This window comes from Alistipes sp. Marseille-P2263, from assembly GCF_018101075.1.
Taxonomy (GTDB): Bacteria; Bacteroidota; Bacteroidia; order Bacteroidales; family Rikenellaceae; genus Alistipes; species Alistipes dispar.
On the sequence record NZ_JAGQEJ010000005.1, the window covers coordinates 149860 to 169889 of the forward strand.

The 20030-nt window shown below is 61.2% G+C and carries 15 protein-coding genes; 8 read left to right on the forward strand and 7 right to left on the reverse strand.

What is annotated here, in order from left to right:
- Positions 1 to 104 precede the first annotated feature (104 nt).
- A complete protein-coding gene (locus KB554_RS07905) occupies positions 105 to 1439 on the forward strand; it encodes a fimbrillin family protein (RefSeq protein WP_242116323.1) in 1335 nt (444 codons plus the stop codon).
- A 136-nt stretch (positions 1440 to 1575) separates the two neighbouring features.
- On the opposite strand, the gene KB554_RS07910 is transcribed toward KB554_RS07905, so the two are convergent.
- The 7 genes from KB554_RS07910 to KB554_RS07940 form a co-directional block, all read right to left on the reverse strand.
- Positions 1576 to 2787 (reverse strand): homoserine dehydrogenase, encoded by a 1212-nt coding sequence (locus tag KB554_RS07910; protein WP_141429865.1) that lies wholly within the window; start codon positions 2785 to 2787, stop codon positions 1576 to 1578.
- Between the two features lie 72 nt (positions 2788 to 2859).
- Entirely contained in the window at positions 2860 to 3870 is a 1011-nt protein-coding gene (gene metX, locus KB554_RS07915; RefSeq protein WP_211035461.1) for a homoserine O-acetyltransferase, read from the reverse strand.
- A 3-nt stretch (positions 3871 to 3873) separates the two neighbouring features.
- Entirely contained in the window at positions 3874 to 5166 is a 1293-nt protein-coding gene (locus KB554_RS07920; RefSeq protein WP_141429863.1) for an aminotransferase class I/II-fold pyridoxal phosphate-dependent enzyme, read from the reverse strand.
- A 321-nt stretch (positions 5167 to 5487) separates the two neighbouring features.
- Complete coding sequence (locus KB554_RS07925; protein WP_141429862.1) at positions 5488 to 6069, reverse strand: TetR/AcrR family transcriptional regulator; 582 nt, start codon at positions 6067 to 6069, stop codon at positions 5488 to 5490.
- Positions 6069 to 7445 (reverse strand): efflux transporter outer membrane subunit, encoded by a 1377-nt coding sequence (locus KB554_RS07930; RefSeq protein ID WP_211035462.1) that lies wholly within the window; start codon positions 7443 to 7445, stop codon positions 6069 to 6071. The genes KB554_RS07925 and KB554_RS07930 overlap by 1 nt, the downstream gene beginning before the upstream one ends.
- 3 nt (positions 7446 to 7448) lie before the next feature.
- Positions 7449 to 10637 (reverse strand): efflux RND transporter permease subunit, encoded by a 3189-nt coding sequence (locus tag KB554_RS07935; protein WP_211035463.1) that lies wholly within the window; start codon positions 10635 to 10637, stop codon positions 7449 to 7451.
- Positions 10638 to 10640: 3 nt separating this feature from the next.
- Positions 10641 to 11780 carry an efflux RND transporter periplasmic adaptor subunit gene (locus KB554_RS07940; protein ID WP_232522969.1) on the reverse strand — a complete coding sequence of 380 codons (1140 nt, stop codon included), beginning with the start codon at positions 11778 to 11780 and terminating at the stop codon, positions 10641 to 10643.
- Between the two features lie 205 nt (positions 11781 to 11985).
- On the opposite strand from KB554_RS07940, the gene KB554_RS07945 reads away from it, so the two are divergent.
- From KB554_RS07945 to kdpA, 7 genes are all read left to right on the forward strand, one after another.
- Positions 11986 to 12834 carry a helix-turn-helix domain-containing protein gene (locus tag KB554_RS07945; RefSeq protein ID WP_141429858.1) on the forward strand — a complete coding sequence of 283 codons (849 nt, stop codon included), beginning with the start codon at positions 11986 to 11988 and terminating at the stop codon, positions 12832 to 12834.
- Between the two features lie 191 nt (positions 12835 to 13025).
- Positions 13026 to 14027 (forward strand): 2-hydroxyacid dehydrogenase, encoded by a 1002-nt coding sequence (locus KB554_RS07950; protein WP_141429857.1) that lies wholly within the window; start codon positions 13026 to 13028, stop codon positions 14025 to 14027.
- A gap of 41 nt (positions 14028 to 14068) precedes the next feature.
- A complete protein-coding gene (gene gpmA, locus KB554_RS07955) occupies positions 14069 to 14812 on the forward strand; it encodes a 2,3-diphosphoglycerate-dependent phosphoglycerate mutase (RefSeq protein WP_211035464.1) in 744 nt (247 codons plus the stop codon).
- A 247-nt stretch (positions 14813 to 15059) separates the two neighbouring features.
- Positions 15060 to 16412 carry an MATE family efflux transporter gene (locus KB554_RS07960; RefSeq protein WP_211035465.1) on the forward strand — a complete coding sequence of 451 codons (1353 nt, stop codon included), beginning with the start codon at positions 15060 to 15062 and terminating at the stop codon, positions 16410 to 16412.
- A 76-nt stretch (positions 16413 to 16488) separates the two neighbouring features.
- The gene (locus tag KB554_RS07965; RefSeq protein WP_211035466.1) at positions 16489 to 17826 is read left to right on the forward strand and encodes a sigma-54 dependent transcriptional regulator; all 1338 of its coding nucleotides are present in this window, start codon (positions 16489 to 16491) and stop codon (positions 17824 to 17826) included.
- Positions 17827 to 18219: 393 nt separating this feature from the next.
- On the forward strand, positions 18220 to 18300 hold the full coding sequence (kdpF, locus tag KB554_RS07970; RefSeq protein WP_141430044.1) for a K(+)-transporting ATPase subunit F: 81 nt from the start codon (positions 18220 to 18222) through the stop codon (positions 18298 to 18300).
- 20 nt (positions 18301 to 18320) lie between these two features.
- Positions 18321 to 20021, forward strand: coding sequence for a potassium-transporting ATPase subunit KdpA (kdpA, locus tag KB554_RS07975; protein ID WP_141429853.1), 1701 nt, complete (start codon positions 18321 to 18323; stop codon positions 20019 to 20021).
- Positions 20022 to 20030: the final 9 nt, after the last annotated feature.

Below are 20030 nucleotides of genomic sequence, written 5' to 3' on the forward strand. Positions count from 1 at the left end.
CCCCGCTTTTCATTGGGTCATGGCGACGCGATACGATAAAAAGGTTGTAAAATAGTGTAAAAAGTTTTATATTTGTTTGTACGATAACTTAAAACTACCCTATGATGAGAACCTCTTTACTCGTGCTGCTGGCCGGAATGGCGTTGGGAGCAGGCTGCTCCGACGACCGGGAGGCACCGTCCTCCGTCCGGATTTCGCCGACGGTTTCCCGCGTGACGGGACTGTATTTCGACAAGGAAGACCGGATCGGGCTGACCATCTCGCGTACTTCGGGCGATTATGTCACGAACCGCCTGATGACCTACGACGGGAGCGTGTTCACGGCCTCCGGGCTGAAATGGTACGAAAGCACGCAGGAGACCTCGACGCTGACGGCCTACTATCCCTATTCCGAGGCGGGGGTTCCCTCCGCATTCAGTGTGGAGGCCGACCAGCGGCAGGGCTGCACGCCGTCGGATCTGCTGGGAGCTGTCGCACGGGAGGTCAGGCCGGGCAGCGCACCCGTCGCGATGGTTTTCTATCACCTCATGTCGCAGCTCTCCGTGGTCGTGGAGAACAACGGTTCCTCGCCGGTCGCCGCAGTGAAGATCGGCGGTTCGGCCGTCGAGGCCGTCGTGGACCTCGCCGTGCCTTCGGCGAAGGCGAAAGCGGGTGCGGCGGCGGTGCAGATCGAGGCTTTCGAGGCGGAGCCCGATTCCCGTTATCGGGCCGTGCTCGTGCCGCAGCAGACGACGCTGGATGTCGAGGTGGAGTTGCAGGACGGTTCGGTGTGCCGCAAATCCGTTTCCGACGCCCTGCTCGAAGGAGGCAGGTGTTACGACCTGTCGGTCGTCATCTCCGGAGGCGGCACTCCGCAGATCGAGGTGAGTATCAGTGGCGATGTGGTCGATTGGGTGGACGGCGGAGAGCTCGTCGGGTCCGATGGCGGAAACGACGGTGCGGACGGAGTGGATCACGAGGGGGAACACTACCGGACGGTGGCGATCGACGGAAAAGTCTGGATGGCGGAGAACATGCGGCACAAGCCGGCGGGGGCCCAGCTCGGAACAGGAATTTGGGAACCTGCGGGCGGTGCTTCGATGATCTCCACGCAGGGCATGCTGTACGACTATGCCACGGCCACCGCAGGCGCATCGGACGGTGCGGGGCGTATTCGGGGAATCTGTCCCGAAGGTTGGCATATCCCCGATGCCGACGAGCTGCGGGCGCTGGCCGAAAGCCAGAACCGTCCCGAGGATTTCTTCTGTTGTGCGGGATATCAGATTGTAAATGATAAGAGCAATAGACCCGGTGCGAAGACTATGGGAAAACTGATGGGGGTCGGTCTGGCGGACGACAGCGAAAAGTGCAATAGTCTGGATTATTCGGAAACCACCGAACCGTTGCCGGCGACGATTTCCCGGAAATTCGGCCTTTCGCTCCGTTGCGTGAAGGACTGAGTGCCTCGGTTACGGAAAAACCGGGACGCTGCCCGAAAAGCGGCGTCCCGGTTTCTTTGTGTCGGTCCGGGCCCTTGCAACGAGCCGTCCGGCAGTGGAGGTGTGCCGGTGGATTCCCGCCCCGCCCGTCGTGGAATCAGCGGTCGCGGTTCAGGAAGAAGATCGGGATATTCGCCAGGAAGACGTCCCTGCCCGAGAGCTGCGAGCGCTTGTCCATCAGTTCGCTCAGCAGGATGTCGCCGATCACGTAGTTGCTCTCCTCGCCGATGTACTGTTCGCGTATTTTGTCGAAATGCAGTATGTTGTGTATGTCGGTCTCCTTGTAGCGGACGTAAACCTTCAGCGTGATGTCGGTCGTGTACCCGGGTTTCTGCACGTAGTTCATCTTCTTGTACTCGTAACGGTAATCGTGCAGGCGGGCCATGATGTCGCTCAGGATCGAGGAGGCCGTGGGGAGGCTGCCCGCACCTTTGCCGAACATGAACTGCCGGTCGTAGCATTCGCCGCGGATCACCACGCCGTTGTATTCGTCGTCAACGCTGTAGATGTACTTGTCGGGCGTCACGAACTCGGGCATGACGAACATCGTGAAGTGCTCGTCGCTGACCTTGACGACCTGCGCCACGAGTTTGATCTTCACCCCCTTCTCGCGGGCGTAGCGGATGTCCGAGTCGTGGATCGTGGAGATGCCGTAGGTGAAGATTCGTTCCGGAGCCACGTAGGTTCCGAGGGCGTGGACCGTGATGATGACCAGCTTGAAGAGCGAGTCGTATCCTTCGATGTCGAACGAGGGGTCGCTCTCGGCGAATCCCAGAGCCTGAGCCTGCGCCAGCGCGTCGGCATACGGTTCGGCATGGTCGAACACGCGCGAGAGGATGTAGTTCGACGAACCGTTCAGAATGCCCTTGACCTCGAGCAGCAGGTCGTTGTCGTAGTACTCCTCGAGGTTGCGGATCACGGGGATCGAGCCGCACGACGAGGCGTCGTACAGCAGCGCGACGTGGCGCGTCTTCTGCAGTTCGATCAGTTCGGGCAGGTGGCGGGCCAGCATCGTCTTGCTGCCCGAAACGACGGGAATGCCGCGGAGCATGGAACGTTTTACGATGTCGTAGGCGGCGTCGGGATCGTTGATGACTTCGACGACGAGGTTGATGTTCGGGCTGTCGAGAATCTCCTCGACCGAGGTGGTGAAGAGCCGCTTGTCCGCCTGTATCTTGCGGGGTTTCTCCGGATCGCGGACACAGATCTTCACGATCTCGGCGTTGGCGTTCTTCGCTTTGCGCACCACTTCGTAGATGCCCTGTCCGACGACGCCGAATCCGAACAGTCCGATTTTGATTTTGCTCATATACTGTGATTTTTTCTGTTGTTGTCTCTCTCTTTTGTCCGACGTGTTTCGGGATGCGCTGTCCGGCCGCCGTCAGTTCTCCATGAAGGGCGAGAGCAGTCCGTCGAGCTGTTCGTGCTCCACCAGAAAGCCGTCGTGGCCGAACGGAGAGTCGATCTCGCGGTAGCGGCTGCCGGGGATCATGCCGTGCAGCTCACGCATTTCGCCGGGGGTGAAGATGATGTCGGTCGTAATGCCCACGACGAGCGTGCGGGCTTCGATCCGCGCGAGCGCCGCGGCCACCCCGCCCCGGCCGCGGCCGACGTCGTGGGTATCGAACGCATCGAGGATCGTATAGTAGGAGTAGGCGTTGTAGCGGCGGCAGAGTTTCTCGCCCTGATACTGCTGGTAGGTCGAGGCACGGTGTTCGGCGGGCCATTCCACGCGGTCCTGCTGCGTGGGGTTGTAGCCGCTGCTGCCGCGGTAGGTCAGCAATCCGATGGCGCGGGCCGCGGCCAGTCCCTTCATTCCGGCGTCGTCGCGCGGCTGGCCGAACGTGGCGTCGGCCTCGATGGCCATGCGCTGCGTCTCGTCCACGGCGATCGTCCACGGCGATGCTTTGGCCGCCGTGGCGATCAGCACGAGGCGGTCGAACCGCGCAGGTTCCTCGACGGCCCATTCCACGGCCTGAAAGCCTCCCACGGAACTGCCCACGAGGGCGGCGATGCGGCCGATGCCGAGCGCCGAGGCCAGCAGGCGGTGCGCCGCGACCATGTCGCGGATGGTCAGGCGGGGAAAATCCCCGTACCACGGCCGCCCCGTCGCGGGGTTCTCGTGCAGCGGTCCTGTCGTGCCGTAGTGCGAGCCGAGGATGTTGGCACAGACGACGAACCACCGCGAAGGATCGAGAAACCTCCCCTCCTCGACCGTGTGGGGCCACCAGTCGGCCACGTCCGAATTGGCCGTCAGCGCGTGGCAGACCCATACGACGTTGTCGCGTGCGGCGTTCGGTTCGCCGTAGGTGTGGTAGGCGATCCGCAATGCGGGCAGTTCGCCGCCCCGCTCCAGCGGAAAAGGCTCTCCGGAGTCGAAATAGCGTACCATCCCCTATTTGTCGGATACGTGAGCGAAGGCCTGCTCGAAGTCGGCGATGATGTCGTCGGCGTTCTCCAGTCCGAGCGAAATGCGCAGCAGCGTCGGCGTCACGCCGGCTGCCGCCAGGTCGGCCGCACCGAGCTGCTTGTGGGTCGTCGAGGCGGGGTGCGTGACGACGGTGATCGAGTCTCCGATCATCGTCATGTTGGCCGCCAGTTGCAGCGATTCGACGAACCGCACGGTGCTTTCGAGCGTACCCCGGAGCTCGATCGTGAAGACGGCCGAGGAACCGAACCGGTAGTATTTGCGGGCGTTCCCGTAACTCGGGTGCGACTCGAATCCCACGAAGCTGACGCTTTTGACCTTCGGGTGGTGGAGGCAGTATTCGGCCACCTTGCGTGTCGATTCCACCTCGTGACGCACGCGCAGCGAGAGGGTTTCCAGCCCGATCATCATCAGGTAGGAGTCGAACGGCGAGGGACAGCATCCCAGGTCGCGCAACCCGTCCACGCGGCATTTGGCGATGAAGGCCGCCGCGCCGAACGCTTCGCGGAGGTTCAGCCCGTGGTAGCCCTCCGACGGACCGTCGATCTGCGGAAACTTGCCGTTGCCCCAATCGTACGTTCCGCCGTCCACGATGACGCCTCCCATGGACGTTCCGTGGCCGTTGATCCACTTCGTCGCCGAATCCACGACGATGTCGGCACCCCATTCGAACGGGTTGCAGAGGTATCCCGCCGCGCCGAACGTGTTGTCCACCACGAACGGGACGTCGATCCGCCGCGCCAGCGCAGCCAGTGCCTCCAGATCGGGAACGGCGCAGGTCGGGTTGCCCATGCTTTCGACATAGAGGGCTTTGGTCCGCTCGTCCGCGAGCGCTTCGAAGTCCTCCGCGCGTTCGCTGGCCGCGATACGGCAGTCGATGCCCAGGTTGCGCAGCGAGATGCGGAACTGGTTGTACGTGCCGCCGTAGAGGTACGGCGAGGCCACGATATTGTCGCCGCTGCGGGCCAGCGACAGCACCGTGAGGAGAATCGCCGACATGCCCGACGACACGGCCAGTGCGCCGACGGCTCCGTAGAGTGCCGCGATGCGCTCTTCGTAGGCCGTCGTCGTGGGGTTCTGCAGGCGGGTGTAGATGTTGCCCGCCTCGCTCAGTTCGAACAGCCGGGCCGCGTGGTCGCAGTTGCGGAAACGGTAGGCGGCCGTGGGACAGATCGTCACGCCCCGGGCTCCGGTCTCGGTGTCGGGTCGCAGGCCCGCATGGACCTGCAAGGTTTCGAATCGGTAGTTTTTCGGATTCATCGCGTTTGTCGTTTGAAATCGTTCACAAAAAAATCCGACCTCCTGGGAAGCCGGATCGTATCACGTTATGCACGAAGAACTATACCCGGCGAAAATCGCTGCGCATGTGCATCATACCGTACATCATGTGACGGCGGAATCCGCCGTGCCCTTCGCCGTATGCCGTATGCGTCGTCATCGTTTCGCTTTTCTCTTCGCTTTGCGGTGCAAATATAAAAAAATTTCGGAACAGATCGTTCCGTCGGCCGCTTTTTTTCGCTTCCGGGCATAAAAAAAGCCGCAGGATTCGCCTGCGGCTTTTCCGGTCTGCCGGAATCCGGATCACGGTTTCCGGTCGATGAGGTCTATTCCCTGCTGCGTCGCAGCGCCCCGGAGAATCGTCCGGCAGAGGAGGTAGAGCTCTTCGCGCGTCGTGCGGTTCAGCCGCAGCTCGAACAGCGTGCTCATCAGTTGCTCGGCCAGAGCGGCGGTGTCGATCTCCGACAGGAGCAACCCCCCCCCGCGACACTCCTCGAGATTGAGCGACAACTCCTTGCGCCAGAACTCGCGGTGTTCGTCGTATTGTTCGGCGAAGAGGACCTTGCGACGTATGTCCGCCAGAAAACTGTGATCGACCGTATAGAGGCTGTCGATATAGTCGTTGGCGAGCCGGAGCGTCCTTTGCAGCGGATTGCCGCTGCGTCGTCTGCGGCTGGCCGCGATGCGCTGCCGCTGCCGGCGGGCCAGATCGTCGAGGCAGGCGCTTATCAGGTCGTTCTTGTCTGCGAACATTTCGTAGAGGGTGCGCTTCGAGATACCCAGCCTTTGCGCGATCTCATCGACCCGGACGGCACGGATGCCGTTCCGGGTGATGAGGTCCTGCGTCGTGCGGATGATCTCCTCCTTGGTCGCTCCCCGTTTCATCACTTCTCCTCCGTCGTAAGGTCACGACCTCCGCCGAGGGCCTGGTAGAGGTTTACGATGCCCTGGATTTCGTCGAAACGGTCGGTGATCTGCGACAGTTGGGCCGAGAGCAGCGACTGCTGGGCGGTCAGCACTTCGAGGTAGGTAGTCGAACTGTGCTCCATGAGCAGTTCGGTGCTCTCCACGGCGCGCGTCAGGGCTTCGATCTGTTTGGCTCGCAGGTCGGTTTTGGCGCGGGCCGACTGACATTGCGTCAAGGCGTTGTTCACCTCGGCGCCGGCATTGAGCAGCGTCTGCCGGAACGAGAGCTTGGCCTCCTCCTGCTGGGCCTTGGCGATCTTCAGGTTCGCCCGGTTGGCTCCGGCGTTGAAGATCGGCTGCAACAGCGATCCTGCGGCCGAAAGAAGCAGTTTGCCGGGATTCATTTCCTTGATGCCGGCGTTGTTGGTCCACCCTGCCGAGCCGCTCAGCGTGATCGAAGGATAGAGCGCCGAACGGGCGGCGTTGGTCGCATAGAAGGACTGCATGAGCGAATACTCGGCGCTGCGCACGTCGGGACGGTTCGAGAGCATCTGGACCGGTACGCCCACGGCGAGCTCCTGCGGAAGCTGCTGGTTGTCCAGGCTGCCGCGCGTGATCTCCTGCGGAGCCAGCCCGAGCACGGAGCAAAGGCTGTTTTCGGCTTCGCGGATCGAGTATTCGAGGTCGTGCAGCGAGGCTTCGATCGCGTAGTAGGAGCCCTCGTACTGGGCTACGCCCGCCTCGTTGGTCATGCCGGCATCTTTCATGGCGCGCATCGTGCGGACGGTCTCCTCCCACTTCCGGGCCGTTTCGCCGGTCACTTCGTACTGGCTGTCGAGCATCAGCAGCGTGTAGTAGAGGTTCGCTACGCTGGCGATGAGCTGCGTCTTGACGGCCTGTTCGTACTCCCTGCTCTGCAGGTAGAGCGCCTTGGCCTTCCGCTTGGCGTTGGTGATACCGCCGAAGATGTCGATCTGCCAACTGGCCGTGACGGGGATCGAATAGGTCTTCGTCGTGTTGGCGTTGTCGAAGCTGCTGATCGACCCCTGCGGGGCGAAGTTGAACGACGGCAGATAGGCCAGACGGGCCGATTTGAGCGTAGCTTCGGCCTCCTTCACGCGCCACTGGGCCGACTGCAGGTCGGTGTTGTTCTCCAGCGCCTGGGCGATGAGCGCCTGCAACTGCGGGTCGGAGAACATCTCCTGCCACGTAATGTCGCCGATGGTCGTCGAATCCGCCGTTTCGGCCGTGCCGTACAATCCGTCGGTCTCGATCGACTCGGGACGGGAGTAGGGCTTGTAGATGCCGCAGCCCGTCATGGCGGCTGCAAGGCAGATAATCAGTATCTTTTTCATGTGTTATTTCTCCTCTTTCTCGTTTTTAGCATCTTCGAGTTCGGCGCGCACGGCCCACTGCGGATCGGGGTCCAGTTCCACCGGCTTGACCTTCTCCTGAAGGGTCTGGAAGACGATGAACAGCGTCGGCACGAGGAACAGCAGCGCCAGCGTACCCACGATCATACCGCCTACGACGCCGGCGCCGAGGGTCGAGTTGCCGTGAGCGCCCACGCCCGATGCGGTCATCAGCGGCAGCATACCGAATACGCAGGTGAGCACCGTCATCAGAATAGGACGCAGACGGGCCTTGGCTGCCGATACGGCGGCCTGCGTGAGCGACATACCTGCGGCGCGGCGGTCGGCGGCGTACTCCGTGATGAGGATGGCCGTCTTCGACAGCAGACCGATCAGCATGATGATACCCGTCTGGAGATAGATGTTGTTCTCGAGTCCCATGGCCTTGGCCAGCAGGAACGAACCCATCAGACCGCACGGAACCGACAGAATGACGGCGAACGGAACGAAGAAACTCTCGTAAAGGGCGCTCAGGATCAGGTAAATGAGCAGGATACAGATACCGAAGATAATCGCCGTGTTGTTCGTCGTCTGGCTCTCCTCGCGCGTGATGCCGTCGAATTCGTATCCGTAGCCTTTCGGCAGGAGCTGCTCGGCGGTTTCACGGACCGCGGCGATCGCTTCGCCGGTCGAATAGCCGCTGGCGTTCGTACCGTTGATGGCGATCGAGTTGTAGAGGTTGAAGCGGTTGAGCACCTCAGCGCCGTAGGTCTTCGTCAGCGTGGCGAACTGGCTTACGGGAGCCATCTCGCCGCTGTCCGTGCGCACGAAGACGTTGTTGAGCGACTCGGCGTCGAGACGATACTTCGGATCGGCCTGGATGATGACGCGGTAAACTTTCGAGAAGCGGTTGAAGTACGACACGTACTGTCCGCCGTAGTATCCCGAGATCGTCGAGAGGATCGACGTGGGCGAGATGCCGGCACGCTTGGCCTTCGCAGCGTCGATGTCCACCATATACTGGGGGAAGGCGATATTGAAGGTCGTGACGGCACGTTCGAATTCCGGACGCTGGTTCAGCGCGCCGATGAACTGCTGCGAGACGTTGAAGAAGTCTTCCGTGCTGCCGCCAGCGCGGTCCTGCAGGTGCATCGAAATGCCGTTGCCCGTACCGTAACCCGTAATCATCGGGGGAGCCATGGCATAGACCTGGGCCTTCTTGATATCGGCCGTGAGGGCGTAGATCTGTCCGATGACGGCCTGCACGCCGTCCGATTTTTCAGGACGCTCGTCCCAGTCCTTGAGCTTGATGATACACATACCGTACGAGGGGCCCTGTCCGGCGATTATACCGTATCCGGAGATGGCGTTGAAGTCGCGGATCTGCGGGATTTTCTCCAGACGGCGGCTGATTTCCTCCATCACGCTCGTGGTCTCGGCCAGTGACGAACCGGGGGCCAGCGTGACGTTCACCATCACCGTACCCTGGTCCTCGTCGGGAACCAGACCCGTCTTCGTGTTGTTCATCAGCACGATCAGCAGGCCGAATGCCAGCGCGAGCGTGGACCACATGAGCCACTTGTGCTTGATGAAGAGCAGCACGCCGTGCTTGTATTTCTTGACCATGACGCCGAACGCGGCGTTGAAGGCCTTGCGGAAGCGTGCGGCGAAGTTGTCGCGCATCTCGCCGTTCTCGTCGAGATACGGCTTCAGGATCAGGGCGCAGAGCGCCGGCGACAGCGTGAGGGCGTTCACGGCCGAAAGACCTACGGCCACGGCCATCGTGATACCGAACTGCGTGTAGAACGTACCCGACGTGCCGCCCATCATGGTTACGGGGATGAACACGGCCATGAAGACGAGCGTCGAGGTGATGATGGCCGACGTGATGCCCGACATGGCGTCGATGGTGGCCATGTACGAAGACTTGTAGCCCACGTCGAAGCGCGCCTGGACGGCTTCGACGACGATGATGGCGTCATCGACGACCGTACCGATCGCCAGCACGAGGGCGAACAGCGTCAGGAGGTTGATCGAGAAGCCGGCCAATGCGAGGAAGCCGAACGTTCCGATCAGGGCGACGAAGATGGAGATCGTGGGGACCAGCGTCGAGCGGATGTCCTGCAAGAAGACATACACCACCAATACGACGAGGATGATGGCTTCGATCAGGGTCTTCAGCACCTCGTTCATCGAGGCGTAGAGGAAGTCCGTCACGCTCATCAGGTCGGTGATCTCGATGCCTTTCGGCAGTTCGGCGCGGCATTCGTCGAGCAGGGCGTTGATGTCGCCGACGATCTGCGTGGCGTTCGTCCCGGCGGTCTGGAAGATCATGGCCGACACGCCCGGGTGACCGTTCACCTTGCCCGAGTAGGCGTACGATTCGTCGCCCATCTCCACTTCGGCCACATCCTTGAGTTTCAGAACGCTGCCGTCGTTCAGCGAGCGGATCACGATTTCGCCGAACTCCTCCGGGGTCATCAGACGGCCGCGGTACTTCATCGTGTACTGGAACGTGTTGTCCGAATTCTCGCCCAGCGAACCGGTGGCCGCCTCGATGTTCTGTTCGGAGAGTACGCCCGTGATGTCCGACGGGACGAGGTTGTACTGCGCCATCACGTCGGGCTTGAGCCAGATTCGCATCGCGTAGTCGGCGCCGAGCACGAAGCACTCGCCCACGCCCTGGATACGCTTGATGCGCGGTTCGATGTTGATGGAGAAGTAGTTGGCGAGGAAGCCCTCGTCATACGTGTCGTCGGGGCTGCTGATGGAGATCACCTTCAGCATCGAAGTCTGACGCTTCATGGTCGTCACGCCGATCTGCGTCACCTCGCCCGGCAGCTGTCCCGTGGCCGTGGCCACCTTGTTCTGGACGTTCACGGCCGCCATGTCCGGGTCGGTTCCCTGGCGGAAATAGACCGTGATCGAGGCGCTGCCCGAGTTCGAGGCTTCGGACTGAATGTACATCATGTTCTCCACGCCGTTGATCGCCTCCTCGAGGGGTACGATCACCGACTTCTGGATCGTTTCGGCGTTGGCGCCCGGATAGGTGGCGCGCACCATCACCGTCGGAGGCGCGATATCGGGGTACTGCTCCACGGGCAGCGAAGCCAGACCGATGATACCGGCTATGACGATTACGATTGAAATGACCGACGCCAGAACGGGCCGTTCGATAAAATGCTTGAGTGTCATACGTTATTCCTCCTTTTCGGTTTCGGTTTGAGCGGCTCCGGCTGCTGCGGGCTTCTCGGTTTCCGCGGCCGGTGCGGCCGTCGGCTGCGTCTTGGCCACGATTTCCGTGCCCTCGCGGAGCAGGCCTACGCCTTCGGACACGATCTGCTCGCCCGGGGTGAGCCCTTCATTGACGATATACTCCTTGCCGTTCGATATCTTCTCCACGGAGATCATCTTCGACGAGGCCTTGCCGTCCACAATATTATATACATAGACTTTGTCCTGAATCTCGAACGTCGCGCTCTGCGGGATCACCACGACGCCCTTGAACTCGTTGGGCAGGATGACGGACCCGTTGCTGCCGCTGATGAGCAGACCGCTCGGGTTGGGGAATGCCGCGCGGCACTGCGCCACACCCGTCGAGGAGTCGAGCACGCTGCTGATCGCCTCGATACGGCCTGCCTGATCGTAAACCGAACCGTCGTTGAGCCGCAGTTGCACCTCGGGCATGGCCTTGAGCACTTCGCTCATCGAGCCGTACTTCCGGATGAGGTTCTGGAGATGGTTTTCCGTGATAGAGAAATAGACGTACATCACCGAGTTGTCCGAGATGGTGGTCAGCGGCTGCGGAAGCGAAGCGCTTACCAGCGCGCCCGCACGGTAGGGAATCGTGCCGGCCACGCCGTTCGACGGGGCCTTTACTACCGTATAGGAGAGGTTGTTGGCCGCGTTCACGCGCTGTGCCTCGGCCTGTGCCAGCTGCGCCTTGGCGGTGAGCAGGTTGTTCTCGGCCGTCGAGAGGTCGTACCGCGAGACTACCTGCTTGGCGAACAGCTCCTTCTTGCTGTCGTAGGTGAGCTGTGCGGTGGCCACGCCGGCCTCGGCTGCGGCCACGTTGGCTTCGGCCGTCTGGAGAGCCGCCTTATAGGGAACCTGGTCGATGATAAAGAGGGTCTGGCCCTTCGATACGGTTTGTCCTTCGTTGAAGCAGACCTCCGTGATCGTGCCGGAAACCTGCGGATAGATCGCAATGTCCTGACGTCCGTTGATCTTGGCCGAGTAGTTGCTCGGGATCGTGCGGTCGGTGGTGGCGATGGTCATTACGGGGTACTGACCGGGCCCCATTTCCGTCGGGGCCTGTTTGCACGCGACGGTTGCCATGCAGCTTGCCACGAGGGCAGCTTTCACAAATGTTTGTCTCATAATTCCTCTTTATAAATGTACTAAAAAACTTTTTCAGGTGCAAAAGTACCCTATTATAACGCATTCGATATCTTAATATTGCGAATAGTGTTGGTAATTTTCGGAATAAAATATTCTCTTTTCCGCAAAATTGCGCTATTTTTGTTCGAAAAAAGAATTTCAGATGGTTTCGCGTAATCCGATAATGACCACTCCCGAGGAGCAGTTCACGGTCGGCGAGTCCGATTTCGCCTTTTTCGGCAGTTGCCCCTACCGCATCGAGGGCGGTGCGCTGCTCTTCTGCCGCGGCGGCAGCGCCGTGGCGACGATCGACCAATACCGGGGGGAGGTGCGGGCCGATACGATGCTCCTGCTGCTTCCCGGTTCGGTGTTCCTGCTCGCGGATCGGTCGGCGGATTTCCGGGTTACCTACTGCGCCTTCTCGCTCGATCTGTTCTCCGAGGCGGCCTTCCGGCTCGATCCGGCCTTCTTCGCCGCGCTGCGCGAGCAGCCGATCGTACGGCTTCACCCGCGGCTCGTGGAGGGCGCTTCGATCTGGTTCCAGATGGCCGGCTACACCTACCGCGACCGGGACAACATGTTCCGTAACACGATCATCAGGAACCGGTTGCAGAATGTGCTGCTGGAGGCATTCGACAAGATGCAGCGGTTCGGTTCCCGGCGGCAGGCCGTGTCGGAGACGACCACGCGGCAGACCGAGCTGTTCCACCGCTTCGTCTCGCTCGTGCACGAGAACTGCGCGCACGAACGCGAAGTGACCTTCTATGCCGACCGGCTCTGCATTTCGACCCGCTACCTCTCGACGATCGTGCGTAGCATCGCCCATACGACGGCCAAGGAGTTCATCGACCGTTCGGTGATTCTGGAGATCAAGATGCTTTTGCAGTCCACCGACCTGTCGGTGCAGGAGATCGCCTACCGGCTCCATTTTCCGGACCAGTCGTATCTGGGGCGATTTTTCAAGAAGCACACGGGAGAATCCCCCACCGAGTACCGGAATACGAAGAAGTGACGGCGCAGGAACCTCTCCCGCGGCCGTCCGGGCGGTTCCTTTGCGGAAGGCCCTTTTGCGGACGGTGCGGCGGGCGTCTCCGTCCGTGAAAAGGGGCCGGCGTCTCCGCTCCCGCGGGATTCTCCGGATTTGCGGCATAATAAATGCGATTGGAAAAACGTTCGATGACGATCCGTTAATCTCAGCCGTACATGAAAATCACTCTTTTCGGGACACAACCTTACGACCGTGAGTCGTTCGACCGCATCCGCGATGCGTACGGATTCGACGTGACCTATCACCGCAGCCATCTCAACGCCGGGAACGTAGCGTTGGCCGAAGGGGCCGACGTCGTCTGCATCTTCGTGAACGATACGGCCGACGCCGCGACCGTCGCACGCCTCTCGCAGTTGGGCGTGCGGCTGATCGCCCTGCGCTGCGCGGGTTTCAACAACGTGGACCTGCTCTCTGCGGCGCAGCACGGGATTCCCGTGGTGCGGGTCCCCGCCTACTCGCCTCATGCCGTGGCGGAGCACGCCGTGGCGCTCATGCTGTCGCTCAACCGCAAAATCCATCGCGCCTATTGGCGCACGCGGGACGGGAATTTCTCTCTCCACGGTTTGCTGGGCTTCGATCTCTACGGCAAGACGGCCGGCATCGTCGGCACGGGCCGGATCGCCCGTGAGCTGATCCGCATTCTCCGGGGCTTCGGCATGGAGGTCATCGCTTACGATCTCTGTCCCGACGAAGCGTATGCCGCGGTGGCCGGGATCGCCTATGTGCCGCTCGACGAGCTGTACGCGCGGGCGGACATCGTTTCGCTGCATTGTCCGCTGACCGATCGGACGCGCTACATGATCGGGCCGGAGGCCATCGGGCGGATGAAGCCGGGCGTCATGCTCATCAACACGGGCCGCGGGCAGCTGATCCATACCGGGGCGCTGATCGACGGGCTGAAACAGAAGAAGATCGGTGCGGCGGGGCTGGACGTTTACGAGGAGGAGGCCGCCTATTTCTACGAAGACACCTCGGACCGGATCATGAGCGACGACGTGCTGGCGCGCCTGCTGTCGTTCAACAACGTGATCGTCACTTCGCATCAGGGGTTCTTTACACGTGAAGCGTTGGATAACATAGCGCGTACCACGATGGAAAATATCAGGGAGTTCGCTGCCGGAGAGCCGCTCACGAACCGTGTGAGCGCCGGGGCGTGAACCGCCCGCGATCCGTTCAATCAATCAAAAAATACCGTCTTATGAAGAAAATCGTGCTGCTCCGCCACGGCGAGAGCGAATGGAACCGGGAGAACCGTTTTACGGGCTGGACCGATGTGGATCTGAGCGAAAAGGGCGTCGCGGAGGCCGCCCGGGCCGGAGAGACGCTCCTTCGGGAGGGCTTCCGTTTCGGATGCGCCTATACCTCCTTTCTGAAGAGGGCCGTCCGGACGCTCGACATCGTGCTGGACAGGATGAACGAAGACTGGATTCCCGTGACGAAGAGCTGGAGGCTCAACGAGAAGCATTACGGCATGTTGCAGGGGCTGAACAAACGCGAGACGGCCGAGAAGTACGGCGACGAGCAAGTGCATGTCTGGCGTCGCAGCTACGACGTGGCCCCCGAACCGCTCGCGGCGGACGATCCGCGCAATCCGCGTTTCGATCCCCGCTATGCGGGGGTTCCCGCGGCCGAGCTGCCTGCCACCGAGTCGCTGCGGGACACCGTCGCCCGTACGATGCCCTACTGGCAGTGCGAGATTCTGCCGTCGCTCGCCCGGTACGATCAGGTGCTGGTCGTGGCCCACGGCAACAGCCTGCGCGGCATCGTCAAGCACCTGAAGGGCATCTCCGACGAGGCCATCTCGGAGTTCAACCTGCCGACGGCCACTCCCTATGTTTTCGAGTTCAGCGAGGGGCTGAATTGCGTGAAGGACTATTTCCTGGGCGATCCGGACGAGATCGCCCGTCTGATGCAGGCCGTCGCCGATCAGGGCCGGGCCTGACGCCGTCGGTCCGGAGCCGTTCCGCCCCGTGCCGGATTTTCCGGCGCGGGGCTTTTCCGTGTGTTCCGGAACGGTGCGGTCCGTTCCGGAACGGTGCGGTCCGACAGACGATCGGTGCGGTCCTGCCGGACGGGATGCGGCGCGTGAGACCGCGCAGGCTATGATTTTGGGGGATTCATCATATTTAACTATATGGGTTGCACTCCGTGCGGGAAGCGTTATCTTTGCACTCCCAAAAAACGAAAACATGAAAGACAGTATCGACTTCGGCAGCATGGAGATTCCGCGGTTGTTCCGCAAACTGCTGATCCCTACCGTTCTGGGAATGGTTTTCTCGGCGGCGTTCGTCATCACGGACGGCATTTTCGTCGGCCGCGGCGTCGGCAGCGACGCGCTGGCGGCAGTCAATATCACGGCGCCGCTGTTCCTCATCAATACGGGCGTGGGACTGATGTTCGGTGTCGGCGCTTCGGTCGTGGCGTCGATCCACCTCGCACACGGAAAGGTCAAGACGGCGCGGATCAACGTGACGCAGGCCGTCGTCGTTTCGTCGCTGCTTCTCGTGGCATACAGCCTCGCGATCTGTCTGTTCGCACCCGGCGCGGCGCGGCTGCTGGGCAGTTCGGAACGCCTCATGCCGCTCGTGCTGGAGTACATGTATTGGTTCGTGCCTTTTCTGCCCTTCAGTGCGCTGCTCAGCTCGGGCATGTTCTTCGTGCGGCTCGACGGGGCGCCCAACTATGCGATGCTCTGCAATGCCGTTCCGGCGGTCATCAATATCGCGCTCGACTACGTTTTCATTTTCCTCTTCGGCTGGGGCATGTTCGGCGCGGCGCTGGCCACGAGTCTCGGCTATGTGGTCGGCGCGGGGATGATCCTCGTTTACCTGAGCCGGCGGCGCAACGTCATCCGTTTCTGCCGGGTGAAGACGAGCCGCAGGAGTCTCCGGCTGACCCGCCGCAACGTGGGATACATGTGCCGGCTGGGGCTCTCGACCTTCCTCTGCGAGGGAGCCATCGCCGCGATGATGTTCACGGGCAACTACGTTTTCATCCGTTACCTGGGCGAGGACGGCGTGGCGGCGTTCAGCATCGCCTGCTACTTCTTTCCGATCATCTTCATGGTCTATAACGCCATCGGGCAGTCCGCGCAGCCGATTCTGAGTTACAATTTCGGCGCCGGCAACGCTGAGCGCGTGCAGTCGGCCTTCCGGCTGGCGATGATGACGGCCGTGCTGCTGGGACTCGCCTTCTTCATCCTGACCGCGCTGTTCAGCCGTCAGATCGTGGGGATGTTCCTCGACGAGGTCTATCCCGCTTACGGCATCGCTGTCGGAGGTTTGCCGCTCTTCGCTTCGGGGTTCGTCTTCTTCGCCTTCAATATCGTCTCGATCGGTTATTTCCAGAGCGTCGAACGCGCCCGGCCCGCCATGACGGTTACCCTGCTGCGCGGCTTCGTGCTGCTGGTGGCCTGCTTCGTCGCCCTGCCGCCGCTGCTCGGCGTCCGGGGCATCTGGCTGGCCGTGCCGTGCTCCGAAGTGCTGACGGCCGTGGCCGTCGTGGCGATCTTCCGCCGCGGAGCGCGCAGCGCCCGGTATTGACGGACGCCGTTTTTCCCGCACCGTACCGGGCTTTGCCGGATTATTTGTATCTTTGCCCCCAAACGACCGTCTTTTTATGGAGAAAGTGTTGATTATCGACGACGAAACGCAACTGCGGGGACTGCTCGCGCGGATCATCTCGCTCGAGGGTTATGACGTGGCCCAGGCGGAGGATTGCGCTGCGGGACTGAAGCTGCTCGAACGCTATGCGCCCGACGTGGTGCTGTGCGACGTCAAGCTGCCCGACGGCAACGGCGTGGACATGGCGGCGAAGATCAAGGCGGCCGCCCCGGAGGTCGAGGTGATTCTGCTGACGGCCTACGGCAACATTCCCGACGGCGTGCAGGCCATCAAGAACGGGGCGTTCGATTACATCACCAAAGGCGACGACAACAACAAGATCCTGCCTCTGCTCGCCCGGGCGATGGAGAAGGTCCGGATGCAGCGGCGGTTGCAGCGCCTCGAGAAGCAGAACGGCGACGCCGTGTCGTTCGACGGCATCGTGGGTTCGTCGGCTCCCATGCGCGAAGCCGTGGCGCTGGCCCGCAAGGTGGCGGGTACGGACGCTTCGGTGCTGCTGACGGGCGAAACGGGCACGGGCAAGGACGTTTTCGCCCGGGCGATTCACGGCGGCAGCTCCCGCAGCCGGGAGAATTTCGTGGCGGTGAACTGCGCGGCCTTCACCAAGGAGTTGCTCGAAAGCGAGCTTTTCGGCCACAAGGCAGGGGCCTTCACCGGCGCCGTGAAGGACAAGAAGGGACTGCTCGACGAGGCCGACGGCGGCACGTTGTTCCTCGACGAGATCGGCGAGATGGCGCCCGAGTTGCAGGCCAAGCTGCTGCGCGTGCTCGAGAACGGCGAATACATCCGCATCGGCGAGACCCGGGCCACGAAGACAGACATCCGCGTGATCGCCGCCACGAACCGCGACCTGACCCGGGAGATCGCCGAGGGGCGTTTCCGTGAGGACCTCTTTTACCGTCTTTCGGTCTTTACGATCCGCCTGCCGTCGCTGGCCGACCGTCCGGAGGACATCGAGGAGTATGTCCGGCATTTCGTCGGGCAGTTCTCGCAGCGCATGGCGTGTCGGATCGTGTCGATCGACCCCGAATACGTGCGGCTGATGCGCCGTCACGCATGGCGCGGCAACGTGCGTGAGCTGCGCAACGTCGTGGAGCGGAGTATGATCATGGCCGAGGACGGCCGCCTCACGGCCGGGGACCTTCCCGCCGATTTCCGGGGTGCGGAGGGCGGCGATGCGGACGACCCCGTGTCGCTGGGCGACATGGAGCGGCGGCATATCGCGAAGATTCTGAAGTACACCGGCGGCAACAAGACCGAGGCGGCGCGGCTGCTGGGCATCGGCATCGCCACGCTTTACCGCAAGATCGACGAGTACGGCATCGGCAGGTAGCGCGTCCCGGACTTTTCCATTTTGAGAGGGCGATCCTATCGTTTTGATAGGACCGCCCTCTCGATTTTTTCGTCTGATTCGAATCTTTCTGGTGATACACAGCGTGTTGCGATTTTCGGCGCGCTGTGGCACATTCTTTATACTACGTGGGGCACGAAACGAAAGATGCTGTTATGACGATCGGATGGATACTTATAGCGATGGGCGGCCTGGGGGCCGTCTGCCTGTTCCACCGTATGATGTGCGGATTCGTAACCCTAATGTATAATTCAAAAAAGGAAAGAAGATGAATGAAGTCTTGATGTTCGTGCTGCTGGCAGCGCTGGGAAGCCTCTGCTATTGGCTCTACTTCGCATGTGTGAAATGGTTTGAAAAAATTTAAGGAGGAAAAGTATGTTTGTCGGTTTACTTGTTTTGAGCCTCGCGATTTTCATTTACTTGATGTACGTGCTGGTGAAACCCGAGAAGTTCTAACGATTAAAATAGTTGAATAGATGAATACGGAGATTTTAGGTGTCATTCTGCAATGGGTCGCCCTGGTGGTGCTCTGCTATCCGCTGGGACGCTACATTGCCAAAGTATATCGCGGGGAGCGCACGTGGCTCGACTTCATGGCTCCCCTCGAGCGCGGAATCTACAAGGTGTGCGGCATCCGCGAGGACGAGGAAATGGATTGGAAGCAGTTCCTCAAGGCACTGCTCATGGTGAACCTCTTCTGGTTCTTCTGGGGCATGCTGCTGCTGGTGTTCCAGGGCTATCTGCCGATGAATCCCGACGGCAACCCGGGCCAGACGCCCGATTTGGCCTTCAATACCTGCATTTCGTTCATGGTGAACTGTAACTTGCAGCATTACAGCGGCGAGTCGGGTCTGTCGTATTTCACGCAGATCTTCGTCATCATGCTCTTCCAGTTCATCACCGCGGCCTGCGGCATGGCGGCTATGGCCGGCATCATGAAGGCGCTGGCGGCGAAGACCACGAAGACGATCGGCAACTTCTGGGTTTACCTCGTCAAGAGCACGACCCGTATCCTGATGCCGCTCTCGCTGCTCGTTGGTATCCTGCTGGTCATCAACGGCACGCCGATGTCGTTCGACGGCAAGCAGACCCTGACGACGCTCGAAGGTCAGGAGCAGGTCATTTCGCAGGGCCCCACGGCGGCCATCGTGCCCATCAAGCAACTGGGTACGAACGGCGGCGGTTATTTCGGTACGAACTCCGCCCATCCGCTCGAGAACCCCAACGCCTTCACTAACATGCTGGAGTGCTGGTCGATCCTCATCATCCCGATGGCCATGGCCTGGGCGTTCGGATTCTATATCCGCCGCCGCAAGCTGGCCGGCTGCATCTTCGGCGTGATGCTCTTCGCCTTCACGGCAGGTATTCTGATTTCCGTGCCGCAGGAGATGGGCGGTAACCCCAATATCGACGAAATGGGCATCGCGCAGGACCGCGGCTCGATGGAGGGCAAGGAGATCCGCATCGGCTCGGCCGCTTCGGCCATGTGGGGCATGGTGACGACCGTCACCTCGAACGGCTCGGTGGACTCGATGCACGATTCGCAGACGCCGCTGAGCGGTATGATGCAGATGCTCAACATGCAGATCAACTGCTGGTTCGGCGGAGTCGGTGTGGGTTGGATGAACTACTTCGCGTTCCTCATCATCGCCGTCTTCATCAGCGGTCTGATGGTGGGCCGCACCCCCGAGTTCCTGGGACACAAGGTCGAGGCGCGCGAGATGAAGATCGCCACGATCGTCGTCCTGCTCCACCCCTTCCTCATCCTGGTCGGCACGGCTTTCTCGTCGGGGCTGATCGCGGCCGATCCGTCGCTCGGATGGCTTAACAATCCCTCGTTCCACGGTTTCAGCGAAATGCTCTACGAATACACCTCGTCGGCGGCCAACAACGGGTCGGGCTTCGAGGGGCTGGGCGACAACACGCCGTTCTGGAATATTTCGACCGGTATCGCGCTGATCTTCGGCCGCTACCTCCCGATCGTCGGACAGGTGGCCATCGCGGGTCTGCTGGCTTCGAAGAAGTACATTCCCGAAAGCGCCGGTACGCTGAAGACCGATACGGCGACCTTCTCGCTGATGACCTTCGCCGTCATCGTGATCGTGGCCGCACTCGCGTTCTTCCCCGCTCAGGCTCTGGGCCCGATCGCCGATTACCTGACCGCCGTTGAGTTCTAATTCTAATTC

What these genes read in the sequence shown, in the direction of transcription:
- KB554_RS07905 (WP_242116323.1), top strand. Translation starts at nt 105, where the DNA reads ATGAGAACCTCTTTACTCGTGCTGCTGGCCGGAATGGCGTTGGGAGCA.
- KB554_RS07910 (WP_141429865.1), bottom strand. Translation starts at nt 2,787, where the DNA reads ATGAGCAAAATCAAAATCGGACTGTTCGGATTCGGCGTCGTCGGACAG.
- metX (WP_211035461.1), bottom strand. Translation starts at nt 3,870, where the DNA reads ATGGTACGCTATTTCGACTCCGGAGAGCCTTTTCCGCTGGAGCGGGGC.
- KB554_RS07920 (WP_141429863.1), bottom strand. Translation starts at nt 5,166, where the DNA reads ATGAATCCGAAAAACTACCGATTCGAAACCTTGCAGGTCCATGCGGGC.
- KB554_RS07925 (WP_141429862.1), bottom strand. Translation starts at nt 6,069, where the DNA reads ATGAAACGGGGAGCGACCAAGGAGGAGATCATCCGCACGACGCAGGAC.
- KB554_RS07930 (WP_211035462.1), bottom strand. Translation starts at nt 7,445, where the DNA reads ATGAAAAAGATACTGATTATCTGCCTTGCAGCCGCCATGACGGGCTGC.
- KB554_RS07935 (WP_211035463.1), bottom strand. Translation starts at nt 10,637, where the DNA reads ATGACACTCAAGCATTTTATCGAACGGCCCGTTCTGGCGTCGGTCATT.
- KB554_RS07940 (WP_232522969.1), bottom strand. Translation starts at nt 11,780, where the DNA reads ATGGCAACCGTCGCGTGCAAACAGGCCCCGACGGAAATGGGGCCCGGT.
- KB554_RS07945 (WP_141429858.1), top strand. Translation starts at nt 11,986, where the DNA reads ATGGTTTCGCGTAATCCGATAATGACCACTCCCGAGGAGCAGTTCACG.
- KB554_RS07950 (WP_141429857.1), top strand. Translation starts at nt 13,026, where the DNA reads ATGAAAATCACTCTTTTCGGGACACAACCTTACGACCGTGAGTCGTTC.
- gpmA (WP_211035464.1), top strand. Translation starts at nt 14,069, where the DNA reads ATGAAGAAAATCGTGCTGCTCCGCCACGGCGAGAGCGAATGGAACCGG.
- KB554_RS07960 (WP_211035465.1), top strand. Translation starts at nt 15,060, where the DNA reads ATGAAAGACAGTATCGACTTCGGCAGCATGGAGATTCCGCGGTTGTTC.
- KB554_RS07965 (WP_211035466.1), top strand. Translation starts at nt 16,489, where the DNA reads ATGGAGAAAGTGTTGATTATCGACGACGAAACGCAACTGCGGGGACTG.
- kdpF (WP_141430044.1), top strand. Translation starts at nt 18,220, where the DNA reads ATGTTTGTCGGTTTACTTGTTTTGAGCCTCGCGATTTTCATTTACTTG.
- kdpA (WP_141429853.1), top strand. Translation starts at nt 18,321, where the DNA reads ATGAATACGGAGATTTTAGGTGTCATTCTGCAATGGGTCGCCCTGGTG.